Annotated in this window: 22 protein-coding genes; 9 read left to right on the forward strand and 13 right to left on the reverse strand. The window is 69.3% G+C overall.

The features are described from left to right. Positions 1-20 precede the first annotated feature (20 nt). On the forward strand, positions 21-959 hold the full coding sequence (locus ABD188_RS09610; protein WP_344061119.1) for a hypothetical protein: 939 nt from the start codon (positions 21-23) through the stop codon (positions 957-959). Positions 960-1,061: 102 nt separating this feature from the next. On the opposite strand, the gene ABD188_RS09615 is transcribed toward ABD188_RS09610, so the two are convergent. Beyond that, entirely contained in the window at positions 1,062-2,384 is a 1,323-nt protein-coding gene (locus ABD188_RS09615) for a bifunctional o-acetylhomoserine/o-acetylserine sulfhydrylase (protein ID WP_344061121.1), read from the reverse strand. A gap of 216 nt (positions 2,385-2,600) precedes the next feature. Between ABD188_RS09615 and ABD188_RS09620 the strand changes: the two genes are divergently transcribed. Further along, a complete protein-coding gene (locus ABD188_RS09620) occupies positions 2,601-3,383 on the forward strand; it encodes an SDR family oxidoreductase (RefSeq protein ID WP_344061122.1) in 783 nt (260 codons plus the stop codon). Between the two features lie 21 nt (positions 3,384-3,404). On the opposite strand, the gene ABD188_RS09625 is transcribed toward ABD188_RS09620, so the two are convergent. After that, positions 3,405-4,913 (reverse strand): MFS transporter, encoded by a 1,509-nt coding sequence (locus tag ABD188_RS09625; protein WP_344061125.1) that lies wholly within the window; start codon positions 4,911-4,913, stop codon positions 3,405-3,407. Positions 4,914-4,983: 70 nt separating this feature from the next. On the opposite strand from ABD188_RS09625, the gene ABD188_RS09630 reads away from it, so the two are divergent. The 3 genes from ABD188_RS09630 to ABD188_RS09640 are packed head-to-tail and all read left to right on the forward strand — an operon-like array spanning position 4,984 to position 6,805. Then, positions 4,984-5,478, forward strand: coding sequence for a phosphoribosyltransferase (locus ABD188_RS09630; protein WP_344061128.1), 495 nt, complete (start codon positions 4,984-4,986; stop codon positions 5,476-5,478). A 3-nt stretch (positions 5,479-5,481) separates the two neighbouring features. Further along, the gene (locus ABD188_RS09635; protein WP_344061131.1) at positions 5,482-6,180 is read left to right on the forward strand and encodes a uracil-DNA glycosylase; all 699 of its coding nucleotides are present in this window, start codon (positions 5,482-5,484) and stop codon (positions 6,178-6,180) included. 10 nt (positions 6,181-6,190) lie between these two features. Further along, on the forward strand, positions 6,191-6,805 hold the full coding sequence (locus ABD188_RS09640) for a GNAT family N-acetyltransferase (protein WP_344061134.1): 615 nt from the start codon (positions 6,191-6,193) through the stop codon (positions 6,803-6,805). A gap of 21 nt (positions 6,806-6,826) precedes the next feature. Here ABD188_RS09640 and ABD188_RS09645 read toward each other — a convergent pair whose 3' ends face one another. The 8 genes from ABD188_RS09645 to ABD188_RS09680 all read right to left on the reverse strand — a co-directional run bounded on the left by ABD188_RS09645 (position 6,827) and on the right by ABD188_RS09680 (position 14,675). Beyond that, positions 6,827-7,261 (reverse strand): protealysin inhibitor emfourin, encoded by a 435-nt coding sequence (locus ABD188_RS09645; protein ID WP_344061137.1) that lies wholly within the window; start codon positions 7,259-7,261, stop codon positions 6,827-6,829. After that, positions 7,251-8,309 carry a M4 family metallopeptidase gene (locus ABD188_RS09650; protein ID WP_344061140.1) on the reverse strand — a complete coding sequence of 353 codons (1,059 nt, stop codon included), beginning with the start codon at positions 8,307-8,309 and terminating at the stop codon, positions 7,251-7,253. The genes ABD188_RS09645 and ABD188_RS09650 overlap by 11 nt, the downstream gene beginning before the upstream one ends. Positions 8,310-8,341: 32 nt before the next feature. Further along, positions 8,342-9,085 carry an ABC transporter ATP-binding protein gene (locus ABD188_RS09655; RefSeq protein ID WP_344066991.1) on the reverse strand — a complete coding sequence of 248 codons (744 nt, stop codon included), beginning with the start codon at positions 9,083-9,085 and terminating at the stop codon, positions 8,342-8,344. Positions 9,086-9,330: 245 nt separating this feature from the next. Continuing rightward, a complete protein-coding gene (locus ABD188_RS09660; protein ID WP_344061143.1) occupies positions 9,331-10,119 on the reverse strand; it encodes an ATP-binding cassette domain-containing protein in 789 nt (262 codons plus the stop codon). Beyond that, complete coding sequence (locus tag ABD188_RS09665) at positions 10,116-11,093, reverse strand: ABC transporter permease (protein WP_344061147.1); 978 nt, start codon at positions 11,091-11,093, stop codon at positions 10,116-10,118. The genes ABD188_RS09660 and ABD188_RS09665 overlap by 4 nt, the downstream gene beginning before the upstream one ends. Continuing rightward, on the reverse strand, positions 11,090-12,040 hold the full coding sequence (locus ABD188_RS09670) for an ABC transporter permease (protein ID WP_344061150.1): 951 nt from the start codon (positions 12,038-12,040) through the stop codon (positions 11,090-11,092). The genes ABD188_RS09665 and ABD188_RS09670 overlap by 4 nt, the downstream gene beginning before the upstream one ends. After that, positions 12,037-13,545: an ABC transporter substrate-binding protein gene (locus tag ABD188_RS09675; protein WP_344061154.1), complete on the reverse strand. Its 1,509-nt coding sequence runs from the start codon at positions 13,543-13,545 to the stop codon at positions 12,037-12,039. The genes ABD188_RS09670 and ABD188_RS09675 overlap by 4 nt, the downstream gene beginning before the upstream one ends. Positions 13,546-13,688: 143 nt before the next feature. Next, a complete protein-coding gene (locus ABD188_RS09680; protein WP_344061157.1) occupies positions 13,689-14,675 on the reverse strand; it encodes an alpha/beta fold hydrolase in 987 nt (328 codons plus the stop codon). A gap of 61 nt (positions 14,676-14,736) precedes the next feature. Between ABD188_RS09680 and ABD188_RS09685 the strand changes: the two genes are divergently transcribed. Genes ABD188_RS09685 through ABD188_RS09700 form a run of 4 tightly spaced genes read left to right on the forward strand, consistent with a single transcriptional unit; the run spans position 14,737 to position 17,110 of the window. Continuing rightward, the gene (locus tag ABD188_RS09685; protein WP_344061160.1) at positions 14,737-15,246 is read left to right on the forward strand and encodes a carboxymuconolactone decarboxylase family protein; all 510 of its coding nucleotides are present in this window, start codon (positions 14,737-14,739) and stop codon (positions 15,244-15,246) included. Further along, positions 15,243-15,992, forward strand: a complete 750-nt coding sequence (locus ABD188_RS09690) for a tyrosine-protein phosphatase (RefSeq protein ID WP_344061163.1) — start codon at positions 15,243-15,245, stop codon at positions 15,990-15,992. The genes ABD188_RS09685 and ABD188_RS09690 overlap by 4 nt, the downstream gene beginning before the upstream one ends. Positions 15,993-16,033: 41 nt before the next feature. Next, a complete protein-coding gene (locus ABD188_RS09695) occupies positions 16,034-16,498 on the forward strand; it encodes an SIP domain-containing protein (RefSeq protein WP_344061166.1) in 465 nt (154 codons plus the stop codon). Between the two features lie 60 nt (positions 16,499-16,558). After that, positions 16,559-17,110: a hypothetical protein gene (locus ABD188_RS09700; protein WP_344061168.1), complete on the forward strand. Its 552-nt coding sequence runs from the start codon at positions 16,559-16,561 to the stop codon at positions 17,108-17,110. Here the strand turns inward: ABD188_RS09700 and ABD188_RS09705 are convergent. The 3 genes from ABD188_RS09705 to ABD188_RS09715 form a co-directional block, all read right to left on the reverse strand. Next, entirely contained in the window at positions 17,102-17,578 is a 477-nt protein-coding gene (locus ABD188_RS09705; RefSeq protein WP_344061171.1) for a Fe-S oxidoreductase, read from the reverse strand. The genes ABD188_RS09700 and ABD188_RS09705 overlap by 9 nt on opposite strands. Further along, positions 17,575-18,396, reverse strand: coding sequence for an arginase family protein (locus ABD188_RS09710; protein ID WP_344061173.1), 822 nt, complete (start codon positions 18,394-18,396; stop codon positions 17,575-17,577). The genes ABD188_RS09705 and ABD188_RS09710 overlap by 4 nt, the downstream gene beginning before the upstream one ends. Before the next feature lie 123 nt (positions 18,397-18,519). After that, the gene (locus tag ABD188_RS09715; RefSeq protein ID WP_344061176.1) at positions 18,520-19,284 is read right to left on the reverse strand and encodes a PspA/IM30 family protein; all 765 of its coding nucleotides are present in this window, start codon (positions 19,282-19,284) and stop codon (positions 18,520-18,522) included. Positions 19,285-19,345 lie beyond the last annotated feature (61 nt).

A 19,345-nucleotide genomic window follows, 5' to 3' on the forward strand; every position in this document is an offset into this window, starting at 1 on the left:
GACGCCATACACTCGCGGCCATGGACGTCATCGCGTATCTGCTCGACAGTGACCCGGCGATCCGCTGGCAGGTGATGCGTGACTTGACGGATGCCGCACCCGGCGATGTGGCAGCAGTCCGCGCGCGTGTCGCCACCGAGGGCTGGGGCGCGCGGCTGCTGGCAGAGCAGGCCGGGAACGGACTGTGGGACGGCGGCACTTACCGTCCGGGCTGGGTCGATGACGAACGGCCGTTCTTCGACGCGTGGACCGCGACCCACTTCTCGCTGCAGTCACTGTGGGAGTACGGACTGGACCCTGCCAGCCCCGAGGCGCAGCGTGCGATCGCGCTGGTCCGCGAGAATGCGCGCTGGGACTACAACGGCGAGCTGTACTTCGAGGGCGAGGTCGAGCCCTGCATCAACGGCATCGCGCTCGGAGTCGGCGCGTACTTCGGTCAGTCGGTCGATCCGATCGTGGCGACGATCCTCGACGGGCGGCTGGCAGACGGTGGCTGGAACTGCTGGGCGGAGTATGGAGCCACGGTGTCATCGTTCCACTCCACCGTCTGCGTGCTCGAAGGTCTTCGGGAGTGGCAGGCGGCGACCGGCGGGTCGGATGCCGCGCGCGCCGCGCAGGGCGCGGCCGAGGAGTACCTGCTCGAACGCGGGCTCTATCGCCGCAGATCGACGGGCGAACCCGCCGACCTCCGGCTGACGATGCTGTCGTATCCGACGCGGTGGTTCCACGACATCCTTCGCGGGCTCGACTACTTCCGCCTCGTCGATCGTCGCGACGAACGACTCGCCGACCCCATAGGGCTGCTGCGGTCCAAAGCTGACGCCAACGGCATGTTCCGCTGCGAGAACAGCCACGCAGGCCCGACCCTGTTCGACCTCGAGGGCGAGGGCGAAGGCCATCCCAGCCGGTGGCTCACGCTGCGTGCGCTGCGCGTGCTCCGGTGGTGGGACGCCGCCTGAGCCTCACGCGCTCCCCACCCCTCACAAGGGTGAGCGCCCAGCCACTCGTGGTGGCGGGGCGCTCGACGGATGCACGGCATCCGTTCTCCCTTGCACAGGGGTCTATGCGCGAGCCGCCTCCGACACGCGGCGCGCGGCGCCCAGCGCCTGCTCGAGATCCGCCTTGAGGTCCTCGATGTTCTCGAGCCCCAGCGAGAGGCGCACGAGTCCGGGCGTCACACCCGTCGTGAGCTGCTGCTCGGGCGTGAGCTGCGAGTGCGTCGTCGACGCCGGGTGGATGACGAGCGAGCGCACATCGCCGATGTTGGCGAGGTGGCTGAACAGCGTCAGCGAGTTCACGAACTCGCGACCCGCCGCGACACCGCCCTTGAGCTCGAACGAGAGGACCGCTCCCACACCCTTCGGGGCGTACTTGTTGGCTGCGGCGTACCACGGCGACGTCGGCAGACCCGAGTAGTTGACGGATGCCACATCCTCATGGTTCTCGAGCCACTCCGCGGTCTCCTGGGCATTCTGCACATGCCGCTCGATGCGCAGCGACAGCGTCTCGATGCCCTGGATGAGCAGCCAGGCACTCTGGGGCGAGATGGCGGCACCGAGGTCGCGAAGCAGCTGCACGCGGGCCTTGATGATGAACGCGAGTCCGTCGCCGACCGCGGCGGTGTAGCTGGCGCCGTGGTACGAGGGGTCGGGCACCGTGAGGCCCGGGAACTTCTCGACGTTCTTCGACCACTCGAACTTGCCGCCGTCGACGATCACGCCGCCGATGACCGTGCCGTGGCCGCCGAGGAACTTCGTCGCCGAGTGGATCACGATGTCGGCGCCGTGCTCGAACGGTTTGATGAGGTACGGCGTCGCGATCGTGTTGTCGACGATGAGCGGGATGCCGTTCTCGTGAGCGACGCCCGCGACCAGCCCGATGTCGAGGATGTTGATCTTCGGGTTGCCGATCGTCTCGGCGAAGAAGAGCTTCGTGTTGGGGCGCACCGCTGCGCGCCACTCCTCGGGGTCGTCCTGGTTCTCGACGAACGTGGTCTCGATGCCCAGCTTCGCCAGCGTGTACTTGAAAAGGTTGTACGTGCCGCCATAGATCGAGCTGGACGAGACGATGTGGTCGCCCGCCTCCGCGATGTTGAGCACGGCGATGGTCTCGGCCGCCTGGCCGCTCGAGACGAGGAGCGCTCCGGTGCCGCCCTCGAGCGCAGCGACGCGCTCCTCGACGACGGCCTGCGTCGGGTTCATGATGCGGGTGTAGATGTTGCCGAACTCGGCCAGTGCGAACAGGTTCGCGGCGTGGTCGGTGTTGTCGAAGACGTACGACGTCGTCTGGTAGATGGGTGTCGCGCGAGCCTTCGTCACCGGATCGGGCTGCGCGCCCGAGTGGATCTGCTTGGTCTCGAAACGCCAGTTCTCGGGTGCTGACATGGCTTGCTCCTGCGTGATAGCGACGCCGAAGGCAGTCGCCTTCGGCCGTTCCGACAGTACGGATGCGGCATCCATGTCAACAACGCTCCGGAAATGTTACGTAACCTCCCGCTACTCACCCGTGCGGTTACGGACGCGACACGCCGCGTCGGCGCCGAGCGCGACGGCGTGTCGCGTCCGTAAACGGTGGTGGGGGTGCGGGGTAGCGTGGAGTCCATGGCGACACGACGTGCGGTGGTGACCGGGGCGAGCTCGGGTATCGGCGAGGCGACAGCGCGGGCGCTGCGCCAGCGAGGGTGGGATGTCGTGGCGGTCGCCCGGCGCGCCGACCGGCTGCAGCGCCTCGAGGACGAGATCGGCGTCGTCGCATTCGCGGCAGACCTGACCGTCGACGCCGACGTGCAGGCGCTCGCCGAGTGGCTGGAGGAATCCGGGCCGGTGCATTCGCTCGTGCACGTTGCCGGCGGTGCCCGCGGCACGGACCGCATCGAGGCCGCACTGACCGAGGACTGGCAGTGGATGTGGGATGTGAACGTGCTGTCGGCTCAGCGGCTCGTCGCCGCGCTGCTGCCGCTGCTGCGTCTCGGCGCGGACGCTGACGGCCACGCCGACACGGTCTTCGTCACCTCGACCGCTGCCCAGACGGCGTACCCCGGCGGCGCCGGCTACAACGCCGCGAAGGCGGCAGAGGCGATGGTGGCGCACGGCCTCCGGCTGGAGCTGAACGGCGAGCCCATCCGCGTGATCGAGGTGGCGCCGGGGATGGTGCGCACCGACGAGTTCACCCTCAATCGCCTCGGCGGCGACCGTGACGCCGCCGACGCCGTGTATGCCGGCGTCGAGTCCCCGCTGACGGCCGAAGACGTCGCCGACGTCATCGTCTACGCCCTCGACGCGCCCGGGCATGTGAACCTCGACCTCATCACGATGCGCCCGGTCGCTCAGTCCGCGCAGCACCTGCTGGCGCGCGGTCCGCTCCGACCGCGTCTGGTCGACTAGAGGCGCGGCCGGGCCTGTCGGCTACCGGACCTCAGTCTCGCCCGCGACCGCGTCGGACTCTTCGGGGAGCGTGTCGGCGAAGGCCACCTTGGGCACGAAGAACAGCACCGCCGCGGCCGCGAAGCCGCCTCCGGCGCAGATCGCCCACACCGCCATGTAGCCCCCCAGCGATCCCGCCGTCTGACCCACGACAGCCCCGGCACCCGCGGCGAGCACGACGCCGAACACCGCCGACGCGAACGTGCCGCCGATCGTCTTCGTCGTGTTCGTCAGAGCCGACGCGATGCCCGTCTGCCCGAGCGGGGCGGCCGCTGCGGCCGCGGCCGGAAGCGCCGCCACGAGCGCACCCGACCCGATCCCCGCGATCGAGAGGTTCAGCAGCACCTGCCAGAGTTCGAGGTGGAACGGGAGGAACAGCGTGTAGCCGATTCCGACGAGCGCGCTCGCGGCGATGAGGATCACACGGGGGTTGGCGCGCCGCGAAGTGATCGCGAACAGCACCGCCCCGAAGATGAGCGACACGAGATAGACGCCGATGACGTTCGAGCGCGCGGTCGCGTCGAGGCCGAGGCCGTAGCCGAGCGACGAGTCGGTGCCGGCGTACGTGGACAGGGGCCCCTGTGCGCCGAGCAGACTGATCCCGACGAGGAACGCGGTCGCCTGCACCGGCCACATCTCGGGCTTGCGCAGCACGCGGATGTCGACCGCCGGGTCATCCTGGCGCAGCTCGTACCGGACGAACCACGCGAACACCGCGATTCCGGCCGCGAGCAGGCCCACCACCCACCACCAGGCCTCGGGCCCGAGGGCGAGCTCGCCGATCATCCGCATGTAGACCAGCGCACCCGTCACGAGCAGCAGTCCCCACGCGAGGATGACGAAGCCGCCTGTGTCGAGCGAGCGCCCGGGAAGCGGCGTCGACTCCGGCACGGCGAGCCAGATGACGATCGCGATGAGCGTCACCGCGATCGCCGGGACCATGAGGGTCACTCTGAGGTCACCGGAGGTGGCGGCGAAGATCCGGCCGGCGGCCAGCGCGCCGATGATCGCGCCCGCCTCCAGGCCGACCACGAGCAGTCCCGCTGCGCGCCGCGTCGTCGATACGCCGCGGTTCTGCGTTCGGCCGCGTTCGAAGATGAGCGCGATCTCGAGCGGCAGCCAGACGACGTAGAAGCCTTGGAGCGCCCACGCGATGAGGAAAGTCCAGAACGTCCCCGCGAACACCAGCCACCAGCTCGCGCCGGCTGTCAGGATCGCTGCGATGAGCAGGATCTTCTTGTGCCCGTACATGTCGCCGAGCTTCGCGAGCACCGGAAGGACGAGAGCGGACAGCAGGAGCTGAGCCGCCTCGAACCAGTTGACGTCGGCGTCGCGGATGCCGAGGGCAACGACGATGTCGCTGAACAGGGGCACGTAGTAGCCCTGCAGGATGCCGCTCGTGAGCTCGACGAGGATGAACCAGCCGATGAGGCCGGCGGTGATTCCGAGAGCGGAGCCGCGCAGGCGATGAGCGACGGGGGCGCGTGACACGAGGGCGAGCGTAACACCGCCGCGGCCCTACGCTGGAGACGGACCAGGTGCTGCGAAAGAGGGGACCACCGTGGCGGAAGCGACCGGCGAACGGGAACATCTGACATGGGAGGCGTTCGGCGAAGCCGCTCGCGACCTCGCACGATCTGTCCTCGCCGACGGCTTCGCCCCCGAGGTGGTGGTCGCGATCGCGCGGGGTGGTCTGCTTCCGGCCGGAGCCATCGCCTATGCGCTCGGTGTGAAGAGCTGCGGCGCGCTCAACGTCGAGTTCTACACCGGCATCGGCACGGTTCTGGATGCCCCCGAGGTGCTGCCCCCGGCCCTCGACATCGATTTCCTCGAAGGACGACGGGTCCTCCTCGTCGACGACGTCGCCGACAGCGGACGCACTCTCGCGCTGGCAGTCGAGCTGCTGCGTGCCCGCCACGCCGACGTGAGGTCCGTCACCCTCTACACGAAGCCCGGATCCATCGCCATGCCGGACTACTCATGGCGCGAGACGGGTCTGTGGATCGACTTCCCCTGGTCGTGGCAGGGCACGGTGCAGGGCACGGAGGGAGCCTGAGGCATGGCGATGACCCTGCCCGAGCTCGCGGATGCCGGTGTGATCGACTCCGGCTGGGCGGAGGCTCTCGCGCCTGTCGGCCCCGACATCGCCGCGCTGGGTGATCGGCTGCGGGCGGAGGTCGCGGCAGGGCGGAGCTATCTCCCCGCGGGTGACCGCGTGCTGCGGGCATTCCAGCGTCCACTGGCCGACGTCAAGGTGCTGATCGTCGGGCAGGATCCGTATCCGACCCCGGGACATCCGATCGGGCTGTCGTTCGCGGTCGAAGCGCATGTGCGACCGCTCCCGCGCAGCCTCTCGAACATCTACCAAGAGCTGGAGTCCGATCTGGGCATCCCGCGCGCGCCGCACGGCGACCTTTCGGCGTGGAGCGATCAGGGAGTGATGCTGCTCAACAGAGTGCTCACCGTGGCGCCGGGTGCTCCCGCGTCGCATCGCGGCTGGGGGTGGGAGAAGGTGACCGAGCATGCCATCCGCACTCTGGTCGCACGCCCCCAGCCGCTCGTCGCGATCCTGTGGGGGCGGGATGCTGCGAACCTCACGCCGCTTCTGGGCACGACCCCGGTCATCGAATCCGCGCATCCGTCGCCGCTCTCCGCCAGTCGCGGCTTCTTCGGCTCGCGGCCGTTCTCGCGGGCGAACGAACTCCTCGAGCGGCAGCGTTCCGCACCGGTCGATTGGCGCATTCCGACGTCGGCGTAGGCTTGTCGCCATGCTGGAGGAGGAGTACGACAAGCCGCGCCGGCTGCCCTGGCACCTGCGGAAGCCGCCCGAGCCGGAGCGCCCGTTCGCGTATGCGATCCGGGCGGTCGAAGACCGCGACATCCCCGACATCCGCGAGATCTACAACTACTACGTCACCAACTCGGTCGTGACCTTCGACGAGAAGAAGTGGACGTTCCAGCAGTGGCGCGACAAGGTCGAGCGCCTGCGAAAGCTCGACCTGCCGTTCATCGTCGCGGAGTCGCCGTCGGGACAGGTTCTGGGCTACGCGTACGTCTCACCCTGGTCGGGCAAATCCTCCTACCGGTACACCGTCGAGAACTCGATCTATCTCGGCCAGGCCGCCACGGGCAAGGGGCTCGGACGTGCTCTGCTGGCCGAGCTGATTGCGGCGTGCGAGGCGAAGGGCATTCGCGAGATGGTCGCCGTGATCAGCGACAAGGGGGCCGAAGCATCCGTCTCGCTGCACGAGAAGCTCGGCTTCACAGAGGTCGGGCGCATGGGCAGGGTCGGGTTCAAGTTCGGCCGCTGGCTCGGCACGATCTACCTGCAGAAGTCCCTCACGCCGGTCAAGCAGAAGCGGACGAAGCTCTTCAGCCGCTGATCCCGTCGCAGCGGGCTGCAGTCAGTCGCCGCTGCGCCGGCCCGGCGAACCGGCTTCGCGCACGGCGTCGATGAGATCGCGCCATGGGCCCCGGACCTCGGGGTCGGCGAGCTCGGCTGCGCGCCGCCGATCGCCGCAGCGCACATCGAGACGCCACATGAACAGGTCCGCCCCCGCAGGCCCGGTGCCGATCCGCACGGCATCCCACGGGCATCCTTCGATCAGCGTGACCCAGTGCGGCGCTTCGTCCTCACCGGCCTCGGCACGCCAGGTGCGTCGGAGTCCGGCGAAACCCCCGCTGCGGATGACGGTGACGGCGACGGCCGGTTGCGGCGATGCATCTGGCGATCGCTCACTCGCCGGCTGATCCGGCCGGCGCTCCGTGGACCCGGGAGTGTCGCCGGGGACGGTGGCGTGTCGCGCTCCGCCCACTGCGTCATCGCTGTCAGGGTGCATCCTCGAGTACACCGACGCCGGTCCAGCCCGCCCGTACCGCGTCGACCTCCTCCGATCCTTCACCGTACTCCGCTGTGGCAGCGGCGAGGGTGGCGTTCGCGAAGGTGGCGAAGTCGGCGTCGGCAGGAACAGTGCCCGAGGTGAGGGCGCGATACCAGATCAAGCCGGCGCGTTCCCAGGCGTGGCCGCCGAGAGCCTTGGCGGTCAGGTAGAAAGCGTGGTTGGGGATGCCGGAGTTGATATGGACGCCGCCGTTGTCGTCGCTCGTCACGACGAAGCCGTTCATGTGCGCCGGCTGCGGGTCGCGCCCGAGCACGTCGTCGTCGTACGCGGTGCCCGGTGCCTCGAGTGACCGGAGGGCCCGGCCCTCGACCGCATCCGTGAAGATGCCCTCACCGATGAGCCACGACGCCTCGTCGACGGTCTGACCGAGGTGGTGCTGTTCGGCGAGGGCGCCGAACACGTCGGCGATGGATTCGTTGAGCGAGCCCGACTGCCCGGTGTAGTCGAGGCCGCCCGAGGCCTCGACGACACCGTGACTGAGTTCGTGCGCGATGACGCTGAGCGATCCGGTGAAACCCTGGAAGATCTCGCCGTCGCCGTCGCCGAACACCATGCGCTCGCCGTTCCAGAACGCGTTGTCGTAGTCGAGCCCATAGTGCACCGTCGCGAGGAGGGGCTCGCCCGCGCCGTCGACGCTGTTGCGCTGGAACGCATCCCAGTAGAAGTCGAACGTGACGCCGAGTCCGTCGAATGCGTCGTCGACCGCAGCGTCGCCCGTTGCGGCATCGTCTTCGCCCCTGACGCGGACGCCGGGGAGCACCTCACGTCTCTGTGCATCGGAGATCTCTCGATCCGGCGCCGGCACCGCCTCGGCCACGAGCGTGTCGCCGTCTTCGATGGACAGGCGCAGGCGCGAGCGCGCCGGGCCGTAGTCCCGCGGCACAGCAAGGGTGGCGCGGGCGGCCTGAGCGGCATGCTGCAGCTCGGGGTCCTGGAGGGCGGCGATCCGCGCGAGCAGATACGGGGGGACGATCGCGTGGGTCATGATCCGAGGCTAGTCGCGCTCGGCGACACCCTTCAGGATGACGCGGCGCGGGGGTCGATGGCCGGGATCGACGCGAGCAGCCGTCGCGTGTAGGCGACTTGCGGCTGCATCAGGACCTTCTCGGTGGGCCCATCCTCGACGATACGGCCGTCTTTCATCACGACGACCTCGTCGCACAGGTTCTGCACGACGCCGATGTCGTGCGACACCAGCAGCAGGGTCAGGCCGTCGCGGGCACGCAGCCGGACGAGGAGCTCCAGGATCTGCGCACGGACCGTCACGTCGAGCGCCGACAGCGGCTCGTCGCCGACCAGCAGCCGGGGACGGTGCGCGATCGCCCGCGCCAGGGCGATCCGCTGGCGCTGACCGCCCGAGAACTCGTGCGGGAACCGGTCAGCCATCGCCGGCTCGAGCCCGACATCCTCGAGCACCTCGCGCACCCGCGCACGCCGGTCGCCCTCGATCCCGAGGGCCCACAGCGGCTCGCCGATGATCCGCCCAACGCTCATGCGCGGGTCGAGCGAGGCGTACGGGTCCTGGAAGACGATGCCGGTCTCGCGGCGCAGCCAGTGGAGGTCTCGTGCGCTCGCCGCCGCATCGACCTCGCGACCGCCGAACTCGACGGTGCCCGCCGAGGGTCGGTCGAGGCCGAGCAGCAGACGCATGAGCGTCGACTTGCCCGACCCGGATTCGCCGATGATGCCTACCGCGGAACCCTCGCGGACGACGATGTCGGCGTCTTCGAGCGCTGTGGTGAAGGCCTTCGGCCCGAACAGCGTGGCCTTGGGCGCGTGGTAGCGGCGCGCGAGCCCGCGGCCGCGGACGAGCGGCTCGTGACCGTGTCCATTCGATCCCTGACCGTGTCCATCCGGTCCCTGACCGTGTCCATTCGATCCCCGACCGTGTCCATCCGGTCCCTGGCCGTGTCCATCCGATCCCTGACCGTGTCCATCCGGTCCCTGGCCGTGTCCATTCGATCCCTGACCGTGTCCACCCGGTCCCTGAGCTTGTCGAAGGGCGCTCACGGCCGGCCTCCCGGGCGCCACAGGGTTGCTGTCGCATCGCGCAGCAGCCCCTGGGTGATGGGGGAGGAGGGCGCGGTGAGGAGCCTCGCGATCGGGGCATCCTCCACCACTCGCCCGTCCTCCAGCACGACACCGTGCGTCGCGATCTGCGACAGCACAGCGAGGTCGTGCGTGATGAACACGAGCGACATGCCGTCATCGGCCACCAGGGCGCGGAGCAGGTCGAGGATCTCGGCCTGGATCGTCACATCGAGCGCCGTCGTCGGCTCGTCGGCGATCAGCAGGCGCGGTCGGCACGCCAGTGCCATGGCGATGGCGACGCGCTGCCGCTGCCCGCCGGAGAGCTGATGCGGGTAGCGGCGCGTGATCCGCTCCGGGTCGGGGAGCGCGACGCGCGCGGCCTCCGCGACGGCTCGGGCAGCGGCATCCCGCCGCGAAGCGCCCTCGTGGATGCGGATCGACTCGGCGATCTGCGTGCCGACGGTGCGGATCGGGTTGAGGGCGGTCCGGGGCTCCTGGAAGACGATCCCGATCTCGTCGCCGCGCAGCTCGGCGAGCTCGCGATCGGGCAGGCCGATGAGCTCGCGTCCGTTCCAGCGCACGCTTCCGGCGGCGGTCGCGCCGTCCGGGAGGAGCCCCAGGATCGCAAGTGCGGTGAGCGACTTGCCCGATCCCGACTCGCCGATGAGCCCCACGCGCGCGCCGTCCGGTACGGCGAACGAGACGCCGTCGACGACGCGTCGGCCGCCGATCTCGACCGTGAGGTCCTGCACCTCGAGGGTCACGAGACGACCTCCGGCACGTGGCGGATCGCGCCGCGCGGCGGATGCAGCGGATCGCGGCCGTGAGACAGGGTCGGGTCGGTCGCCTCGCGGAGCGCGTCGCCGAGCAGATTCAGTCCGAGCACGGTGATCGTGATCGCGAGCCCCGGCCAGACGACCGACAGCGGATGCACCGTGATGAACTGCTGCAGCTCGGCGAGCAGGAGTCCCCACGACGGCTCGGTGACCGGTGCGCCGAAGCCGAGGTACGACAGACCCGCTTCGGCGAGCACCGCGACCGCCATCGCCCACGACAGCTGCACGATGAACACCGGCGCGACGTTGGGGAGGAGGTGGCGCATCAGGTTCTGAGCCGGTGTGAGCCCCGAAGCCCGCCCGGCGAGCACGAAGTCGCTCTGCAGCACGCGGCGCAGCTCGGGACGCGTGACGCGTGCGATGTTGACGCCGAAACCGATGCCGACCGACCAGATCACGACCCAGAGGGACCCGCCCCACACCGCCGAGATCATCATCGCGATGATGAGCACCGGAAAGGCGATCAGGATGTCGACGAAGACGGCGACCGACTCGCGCACCCATCGGACGGTGAGGGCGCCCAGCGCCGCCAGCGCGATGCCGACGACCGTGGCGATGATCCCGGCCCCGACCGCGACGATCACCGTCGTGCGGGAACCCGCCATGATGAGGCTCAGGATGTCGCGTCCCGACCCGTCCGTGCCGAAGACGTGGGGCCAGCTCGGGCCGGCCCACCGGTCCGCGATGTCGACCTGCTGCGGGTTGAATGGCGTCCAGACCAGCGAGACCAGCGCCGTGACCACGACGCCGATGACGACGATGATGCCGAACCGACCGGTCGACAGCGCCCACAGCCGCCGCAGCCAGGTCCAGCGCGAGCGTCTCGATGGTGTCGCCGCGCTCCCGGAAGCGGTCCCTGAGCTCGTCGAAGCGGTCCCTGAGCTCGTCGAAGGGTCGGTCATGACGCCTCCCGCTGCCGCGGGTCGAGCAGGCGGTGCACGAGATCCACCACGAATCCGACGATCAGCACGAAGCCGGTGAGCACGAGCAGCTCGCCCTGCACCTTGGGCAGGTCGCGGCGGCTGACGTCCTGGACGAGCATCCGTCCGATGCCGGGGAGTGCGAAGAGCTGCTCGATCACGACGGCACCCACGATGATGCCGGCGATCTGCAGGCCGAGCACCGTGATGACCGAGAGGCCGACGACCGGCAGCCCGTGGCGGATGAGCGCGGTGTCGCGGGTCAGCCCCTTGGCAGCAGCGGTGCGGACGTAGTCCTGTCCGACGGCCTGCAGCGTGGCGCTTCGCACGAACCGCATGAGCATGGCGCCTTCGACGATGCCGATGGTCAGCGCCGGCAGCAGGAGCGAGCGGAACGCGGCCCAGGGATCAGCCCACCCGGTGCGCGGGAATCCCTGCGCGGGCAGCCAGCCGAGCCAGACCGCGAACACCACGACGAGCATCATTCCGGCCCAGACCACCGGCACGGCGGCGAGGGTCTGCGCCCCTACGCTCATCACGGTGCCCGTCGAGCGGCTGCGCCGCATCGCGGAGAGCACGCCCAACGGAACGCTGAACAGTATGGCGATCGTGAGCGCCATGACACCCAGCGGCACCGTCACACGGATCTTCTGAGCGAGTTCGTCCGCGACGCTGGACCCGGTCAGCAGGGAGTTGCCGAGATCCCCGCGGAACACGCCGCTGATCCACTCGAGGTATTGCGCCGTCAGCGGCTGATCGAGTCCCAGTCGCTGACGGAGCGCCTCCACCTGCTCGGGGGTGCTGTTGACCCCCGCGATCAGCTGGGCGACATCCCCGGGGAGCACCCGAAGGGTGAGGAAGATGAGCACGCTGGCGACGAGCAGCCCGAGCAGAAGCAGGGCCAGTCGTGTCAGCGTGTATCGGATCACCCGTCGCTCTTGGTCAGCTCGGCGAGGTTGAGTCGCTCGTTCACGTTGGTGGTGGGAATCCCGCTGATGCCGGTGCCGACGGCGACGACCGATGCTCCGTTGTAGAGCCAGTCGGCGCCGGCGTCCTCCGAGACGATGCGAGCCGCCTGCTTCAGCAGCTCGGCCGCCTCATCCGGGTCGGTCGCCGCGAGCGACTGCGCGTAGAGATCCTGCACCTCGGGGTTGTCGTACGTGAAGTAGTAGTCGGGGTTCGCCCAGTTCTCGAAGTCGCGCGCCTCGGTGTGCAGCACGAACGACAGGTCGTAGTCCTTCTTCGTGTAGACGTTCTCGAGCCACGTCGAGAAGTCGACCGAGTCGACCTCGAGCGTGATGCCGACGTCGGCGAGGTTCGAGACCAGGATCTGCGGGATGGTCGTGGAGTAGAAGTTCGGGATCGTGAGCGTCAGGGTGAGGTCCTCGACGCCCGCATCGGCGAGCAGCGTCTTCGCAGCCTCGGGGTCGAACGGCGCGACGTCCGAGAGGTCCTCGTACCCCGGGTCGAGCTCGGGGATCGGTCCGTACTGAGTCTGTCCCGACGCCAACGCTTCGACGATCGCGTCGTGGTCGATCGCCTGGCGGATCGCCTGGCGCACCCGCTTGTCGGCGAGCGGTCCGCTGGCCTGGTTGAACGCGAGCGTGCCCTTGTCGGTGGACTTGCCGAGTTCGACGGTGAAGTCGCCGTTCGCCTCGACCTGGTCCTTCAGGTTGGCATCGAAACCGGTGAGCACGTCGACCTCGCCGGCGAGCGCGGCATTCACGGCCGCCTGGTCGGTCGGGATGTAGTCGAAGACGACCTCGGCGACCTGCGCCTTCTCGCCCCAATAGTCCTCGTTGCGGGCGAAGGTGATGCTGTCGCCCTGCACCCAGTCCGTCAGCACGAAGGGACCGGTGCCGTTCGCGGCGGTCTGGTAGTCCACCGTGTCATCCTGCTTCAGGATCAGACCGGCGCGGCCGGTCAGGTTCCACAGCAGGCTCGAGTCGGGCTCGGTCAGCGTGAGCGTGATCTCCTGCCCGTCGGCAGTGATCGATTCGACGTTGGCGAGCCGCGCGGAGTCTGACCATTCCGCGGTGTCCTTGCGGGTCTCCAGCGACCAGACCACATCTTCGGGAGTGAGTTCCTGACCGTCGTGGAAGGTGACGCCCTCCTGCAGCGTGAACGTGTAGGTCAGCCCATCGTCCGAGATCGTCCAGTCGCTCGCGAGCGACGGCACGATCTCCTGGTCGGGCGTGCGAGCCACAAGGCCCTGGTAGACGTTGTCGACCAGGATCTGGTCGAGCGCCGCGCCCGCCGTCTGCCGGATGTCGAGGTTGCTCGGCTCGAGCACGAGACGGATGACCGCGGAGGCGTCGGGGTCGGGCTCACTCGTCGCGCTCGGCGACGGCGTCGCGCTGCCGGTGCAGGCGGTGAGCAGGAGCGCGCCCGCGGCGAGCAGGGAGGCCGCGGCGAGGGCGGTGCGACGAAGCATTGGGTTCCTTCCGGAGGGGCGTCCGCGTGCTGTGCGGAAGTGCCGAAACGGGGTTGATCGGCGGTCGTGCTGGTGCGTTCACTAAAGCCTAGAGAGTGCGGGACGGCCCGACCGCACCCGCTACCCGGAACGAAACATAAGCGTTAACCCTTCCCGGCGAGGGTCCGCAGGTCCCTTCCGAGCTCCAGCGGGCGTTCTTCCTGCACGTTGTGTCCGGATGCGACGGTGACGACGGATGCCGCAGGCACGCGTGCTCGGAACTGCGTCGCATCCGCCTCGGTGACGTAGCCTCGATCGCCCTGCATCAGGGTGATCGGCGCTGTCACAGCGATGAGATCCTGCCAGCCGGCTTCGCCCAGCACCGCCGCGACCGCGTCCTGTCCGTCGGCGGGCGGTGCGGCCGGCTCGGCGTTGGCCGCCGCCATCGCCGCCGCCAGGTGGGCGAAGTGGTGCTTCCACTCCACGCGGCCGTCGGGCCGCACCCGCGAGTTGAAGTACACGCCGCGCTCGGCCGCCGCACGTGAGCCACCCAGCCCGAAGGCGAGCGCGCGGTCGACGAGCTCGTCGCGCGAGGCCCAATCGGTCGGACCGGCGAAGAACTCCCGGATCTGGGTCGGCCCGGCGTTCGGGTCGACCCCCGGCGTGATGTCGATGATCACGAGCTCGCGCACGAGATCGGGTCGGGATGCGGCGACCGCCGCCGCGGTGAGCCCGCCCAGCGACTGGCCGACGAGAAGCTGAGGGCCGTCGGTCCAGGCGTCCATGCCGGCCGCGACATCCGGGGCGAGAACTCGTGCGACGTACGCCGCGTCGGCACGCCACGATGAATCGCCGTGTCCGGGCAGGTCGATCGCAAGCGCGGGAAGCCCGAGGGCGAGGATCGTGGTGTCCCAGGTGTGGGCGTTGAGCCCGGCGCCGTGCAGGAAGGTCACGACGGGTCCGCCGGCGCCGCCACCCCCGTCTTCACTGCCTGGAGGCGGCGCCGCAACGGGCGTGTAGCGCAGTGCGCTGAGGATGCGACCGTCCGCCAGGGTGAGCGATAGCCGCTCGCCGCGGGGGATCGGCCCCTCGATGCCGACGTCCGCGGCCTGCTCGGTCAGAAACGAGAACTCGTCGATGGGTTCGCTCACTCGGACATTCTCGCGCACCCGCGGGCGGGCCCCGCACACGGCCCGTCGCTACGCTGGTGGCATGAGCGAACAACCCCGAGTGCATCTGTCGCGATCCGCCCCAGACGTGTACCAGGGGCTCGCCGCCTTCTCGAAGACCGTCGGCGGCGTCGCCGCCGGCTCGGGCATCGACGACCGGCTCAAGGAACTCGTCCAGGTGCACGTGTCGCAGCTGAACGGCTGTGCGTACTGCGTGCGGGTGCACGGCGATCGTGCGACCAAGGCGGGGGTCACCGTCGACGTGATCGCTCAGCTGCCGGTGTGGCGCGAGTCGGGGGTGTTCTCGGACCGCGAGCGCGCCGGGCTGGAGCTGGCGGAGGCGTTCACGTTCATCCATGAGGAGGGCATCCCCGACGACGTCTACGACCGCGTCGGCGGCATCTTGACTGAGCAGGAGTACGTGGCGCTCAGCTGGATCCTGGTGTCGATCAACGCGTTCAACCGGATCGCCGTCGCCGGTCGCTACCACGTGCCGCCGCGGGACGATCTCGGGCGAGAGGACAGCGACGCCGCGTCGGGAACGGCGTGGTGACCGAGAGCGGACAAGAGGCTGCCACCCTCGTTCCTGGTGCGGAGAACTTCCGCGATGTGGGCGGGCTCGCGGCCCGCGGTGGACGCACCCGCGAGGGGATCCTCTACAGATCCGGCAACCTCGCGCAACTCGACGATGCGGGCGTGGCGGCGCTCGGGGCGCTCGGCATCCGGCGCATCATCGATCTGCGCGCCGACGAGGAGGTCTCGTACGCACCGAGTCGCGTCGACGGTCTCGAGATCGTCACTCAGCGCGTCCCGCTGTTCCTGGGCTCGGTCGCGTCGTTCTTCGAGGACGACATCAGCCTGGATGAGATGTACCGGCGGCTGGTGACGGATTCGGCAGCCGGGGTGGTCGAGGTCGTGCGCGGCATCGTGAACGATCAGCCCGTGCTGGTGCATTGCACTGTGGGCAAGGACCGCACCGGCGTCACCGTTGCGCTCGCCCTGGCTGCCGCGGGTGTCGACGAAGACGCCGTCGTCGCGGACTACGCCCGTACCGAGGGTCTCCTGCCGCAGGAGCGCAGTCGCCGCATCGTCGACATGCTCAGGTCGCTGCATCCGGACGCCGTTCACCTCGAAGACCTCGCGACCCGCTCTCCCGCACCGGTCATGCGGACCCTTCTCGCGGACCTCCGCGCTCGGTACGGCTCGCCGACCGATTACCTGCTCGCCCACGGGCTCGGCGATGACGAGGTCGCGGAGCTTCGGAGAGTGCTCGTGCTCGAGGACGGACATCCGTCGTAACTGAGGTTAGGCAACCCTACCCTCGGGTATACTCGAGGATCATGTCCCACACGTCGGAGCACAACGCCGCGGCCTGCCGCGCGTCGCGGCACACGCGGGTTCAGCACCTCATCACCGCCGACGAGGCATCCCTCGCCGAGCTCGAGGCGCTGCTGGCGACGCTTCCGATCTGCTCGACCGGTCGCGTGTTCATCGAGATCCCGGATGCCGCATGGCAGGGCGTCGTCGACGCACCGCCTCGCATGGTCGTGACGTGGCTGGATCGGTCACGGCGCAGCGGCGACCCGGGCACCGGTCGTGCCTGCGCCCCCGGTCAGGCGCTGTCGCGCGCCGTCACGGCGTGGGCCGACGAGATGCTGTGCGACGAGGACGACGAGACCCGCATCCACCTCTTGGGCGGCTACCTCGGCACGGCCGACATCGTCGATCACCTCACGTCCCGCAACGGCGTGGCGTCGTCATCGATCCACACCCCCGAGCGATTCGGTCTGACGACGGCGCGCTGAGTCCGACCAGAGTGGCTCGCCGACGTCTGCGGACGCGGCATCCTCGCTACAGTCGTCCGCATGACCGCGACAGCATCCCCCCTCGCCCTGTCGGCCCGCGACCTGCGAATGCCCACATGGGTGATCGTGTGGCTCTCGATCTCGGCAGTCATCCAGACGTACGACGCCTGCTATGTCCTCCTCGGGCCCTTGTCGCACGCCGACGGGCCCCTGGCGGGATTCTGGCCTGGCCACGTCTTCTACGGCTCATTCGATCACCGCTACGCGAACGTCGATTCGTTCGGCAGCGCGCAGAGCTGGGCCAACCTGCTCGAGGTGATCGTCATCGTCTGGGCGCTGTTACATGCGAAGAAGTGGTCCGGAGTCGTGGTCGGACTGCTCGTCACGGTCGCCACGTTCTGGAAGACGGTGATCTACTTCCTCGTCGAGATCTCGAGCGGTCTGGAGATGACACGCCAGTCGCTGGAGCGCGGCGATTTCGTCGGGTTCCTCATGGTCGCCGTGCTGCCGAACCTCTTCTGGATCGTCTTCCCCCTGGCGGTCGTCATCACGCTCGGCCGCCAGGTGTACCGCGTCGGGCGGTGCGCCGCAGCGCAGCTCGGGTCAGACTGAGGTCGCCGCGCGCGTGGCACCCCGTGGCACGTAGTTGCCGTCCTCGAGCCCAGCCTCGATCTCGAAGCGGTTGCGCAGCGGATCGCGGCCGGCGAGCAGGTAGAGCAGCGGCATCAGGAATCCATAACGCTCCCACTGGCGCTTGTGCACGGCCTCGTGCCGCAGCAGCCGCTCGGTGACGGGCAGATCGCCGGTGAGGAAGCATCCCCCCGCGCATGTCCCGCCGCGCGGGAAGGCCCAGCGCGGCATCCCGCGGAACACCCACAGCCCCGCCCGCTTCTCGACCCGGCCCGTGCTCCAGATGGAGCCCCACACCCAGCCCACCGTCGTGCCGTACCAGTAGCCCGCGCGGCTGATCGGCGAGTCGAGCAGGATGCCGGGGATGATGCGGTCCAGGGTCCGGCCGCGGGCGAGCGCGCGGTCTGCGGCCTCCGGCCAGCCCGCCGGGGGTGCCGGGATCGGGCTCATGCCAGTGCGCCGATGATCCGGAGGATGGCACCGAGGTCGTCTTCGGCGGCGCTGAGCGACGCCGGCGAATAGCCGGCCAGCGACGAACCGACGAGGGGCAGGTCGGCGCGGACGCGGGCGATCGCCGCCGTGAGCTCGGCCACGGTCGAGCCGAACGGCTCGGGGTGGGCGTTTCCGGCCAGCTCGGCCGGATCCAGCGCATCGACGTCGACGTGGATGTAGACGCTCGCCGCTCCTGTCGCGCGCACGGCCGCCGCAAGCGCTTCGGGGTCGCGCAGTTCGTCGACCGACACCGTCGTGATGCCGAGCGCCTCGACGGCTTCGAGCTCGGCGTCGTCGAACGAGCGGGCTCCGGCGACGATCACGCGCCCGGGCGACACCATGCCGGACTCGATCGCCAGACCGGGCTCTCCGTCGCCGAGGGCGGCGCGCAGCACCATGCCGCTGAACGCGCCGGATGACGAAGATTCCGGGGTGTTGAGGTCGGGATGCGCGTCGATCCACACGACCGCGGTGTCGGGCGAGCGGCGCACCGCGTGCGAGATCGGCGCGAGCGCGATGCCGCAGTCGCCGCCGATCGCGAGGACCGGTTCGATCCGCCCCCCGAGTGCGTCGTCGATGATCGCACGCGTGTGCAGCAGGGCGCTGAGGCGATGGATGCCGGTTCCGAGCGACTCGCCCGCCTCCATGGGCACCTCGAGGATCGTGGTGGCAGACCGTGGGAGATCACCCGCGATCGCCTGAGCGCCGTCGATGAGCTGCATCGCCCGCGACGACGGACTGCCCTGCCACTGCGGAACCACGAGGTAGCGTGTCATTCCCTCATCATCCCTCACCGCCTGCGCTGCGCATATGCCGTTCTGCGCATTCGTCTGCCCGCGGGGGACACGACTCGGGCGCCGCACCCGATGGGTGCGACGCCCGGATCACGTGTTCGCCTCCTACGGCGTGTAGGGAACGCTCGGCGCGTCGATCGCGACCTGCGCGGGAGCCGTGGTGCCCGCCTTCAGTGCGGCGAGGCGCGCGTCGACCTCGGTGAGTTCGCCGACGTCGTCGAGGCTCTCGAACTGGGCGTCGAGCGTCGAGGCAGCGAGCTCCTGCTTGCCTGCGGCAAGAGCCTCCTGGCGGCGGACCTTGTCTTCGAACCGACCGAGCTCGCTGGTCGGGTCGAGCACGTCGATCGACTTGACCGCATCCGCGACCTTGTTCTGAGCCTCGGCCGTCTTGGCGCGCGCGAGCAGCTCGGACCGCTTCGACTTCAGCTCTCCGAGCTTCTGCTTCATGCCGTTGAGGCCGACCTTGAGCTTCTCGACCACCTCGGTCTGGGCGGCGATCGTCGGCTCGACGGCCTGGGCCGCCCGCTCCTCGCTGATCTGGCGCTGCAGCGCGATCTTCGCGAGGTTGTCGAACTTGTCGGCGTCGGCCGTGCTGCCGGCGCGGCGCAGCTCGTCGCCCTTCCGGCTTGCAGCGATGGCCTTGTTGCCCCATTCCGCTGCGGACTGGACGTCTTCCTGGTGGTCGCGCTCGAGCAGGCGCAGGTTGCCGATCGTCTCGGCGATGGCCGACTCGGCATCGGCGATGCTGTTGGTGTAGTCCCGCACCAGCTGGTCGAGCATCTTCTGCGGGTCCTCGGCGGAGTCGAGGATCGCGTTGATGTTCGCCCTCATGAGGGTGGAGATTCGGCCGAAGATGGACTGCTTCGCCATCGGTGTGTTCCTTCCTATCGGTGAGTTCTGCGGTTGTCACGTGAGAGATGGGATGCCGCGG

The organism is Microbacterium pumilum (assembly GCF_039530225.1).
Lineage (GTDB): Bacteria > Actinomycetota > Actinomycetes > Actinomycetales > Microbacteriaceae > Microbacterium > Microbacterium pumilum.

What these genes read in the sequence shown, in the direction of transcription:
- ABD188_RS09610 (WP_344061119.1), top strand. Translation starts at nt 21, where the DNA reads ATGGACGTCATCGCGTATCTGCTCGACAGTGACCCGGCGATCCGCTGG.
- ABD188_RS09615 (WP_344061121.1), bottom strand. Translation starts at nt 2,384, where the DNA reads ATGTCAGCACCCGAGAACTGGCGTTTCGAGACCAAGCAGATCCACTCG.
- ABD188_RS09620 (WP_344061122.1), top strand. Translation starts at nt 2,601, where the DNA reads ATGGCGACACGACGTGCGGTGGTGACCGGGGCGAGCTCGGGTATCGGC.
- ABD188_RS09635 (WP_344061131.1), top strand. Translation starts at nt 5,482, where the DNA reads ATGGCGATGACCCTGCCCGAGCTCGCGGATGCCGGTGTGATCGACTCC.
- ABD188_RS09640 (WP_344061134.1), top strand. Translation starts at nt 6,191, where the DNA reads ATGCTGGAGGAGGAGTACGACAAGCCGCGCCGGCTGCCCTGGCACCTG.
- ABD188_RS09645 (WP_344061137.1), bottom strand. Translation starts at nt 7,261, where the DNA reads ATGCACCCTGACAGCGATGACGCAGTGGGCGGAGCGCGACACGCCACC.
- ABD188_RS09650 (WP_344061140.1), bottom strand. Translation starts at nt 8,309, where the DNA reads ATGACCCACGCGATCGTCCCCCCGTATCTGCTCGCGCGGATCGCCGCC.
- ABD188_RS09665 (WP_344061147.1), bottom strand. Translation starts at nt 11,093, where the DNA reads ATGACCGACCCTTCGACGAGCTCAGGGACCGCTTCGACGAGCTCAGGG.
- ABD188_RS09675 (WP_344061154.1), bottom strand. Translation starts at nt 13,545, where the DNA reads ATGCTTCGTCGCACCGCCCTCGCCGCGGCCTCCCTGCTCGCCGCGGGC.
- ABD188_RS09685 (WP_344061160.1), top strand. Translation starts at nt 14,737, where the DNA reads ATGAGCGAACAACCCCGAGTGCATCTGTCGCGATCCGCCCCAGACGTG.
- ABD188_RS09695 (WP_344061166.1), top strand. Translation starts at nt 16,034, where the DNA reads ATGTCCCACACGTCGGAGCACAACGCCGCGGCCTGCCGCGCGTCGCGG.
- ABD188_RS09700 (WP_344061168.1), top strand. Translation starts at nt 16,559, where the DNA reads ATGACCGCGACAGCATCCCCCCTCGCCCTGTCGGCCCGCGACCTGCGA.
- ABD188_RS09705 (WP_344061171.1), bottom strand. Translation starts at nt 17,578, where the DNA reads ATGAGCCCGATCCCGGCACCCCCGGCGGGCTGGCCGGAGGCCGCAGAC.
- ABD188_RS09710 (WP_344061173.1), bottom strand. Translation starts at nt 18,396, where the DNA reads ATGACACGCTACCTCGTGGTTCCGCAGTGGCAGGGCAGTCCGTCGTCG.
- ABD188_RS09715 (WP_344061176.1), bottom strand. Translation starts at nt 19,284, where the DNA reads ATGGCGAAGCAGTCCATCTTCGGCCGAATCTCCACCCTCATGAGGGCG.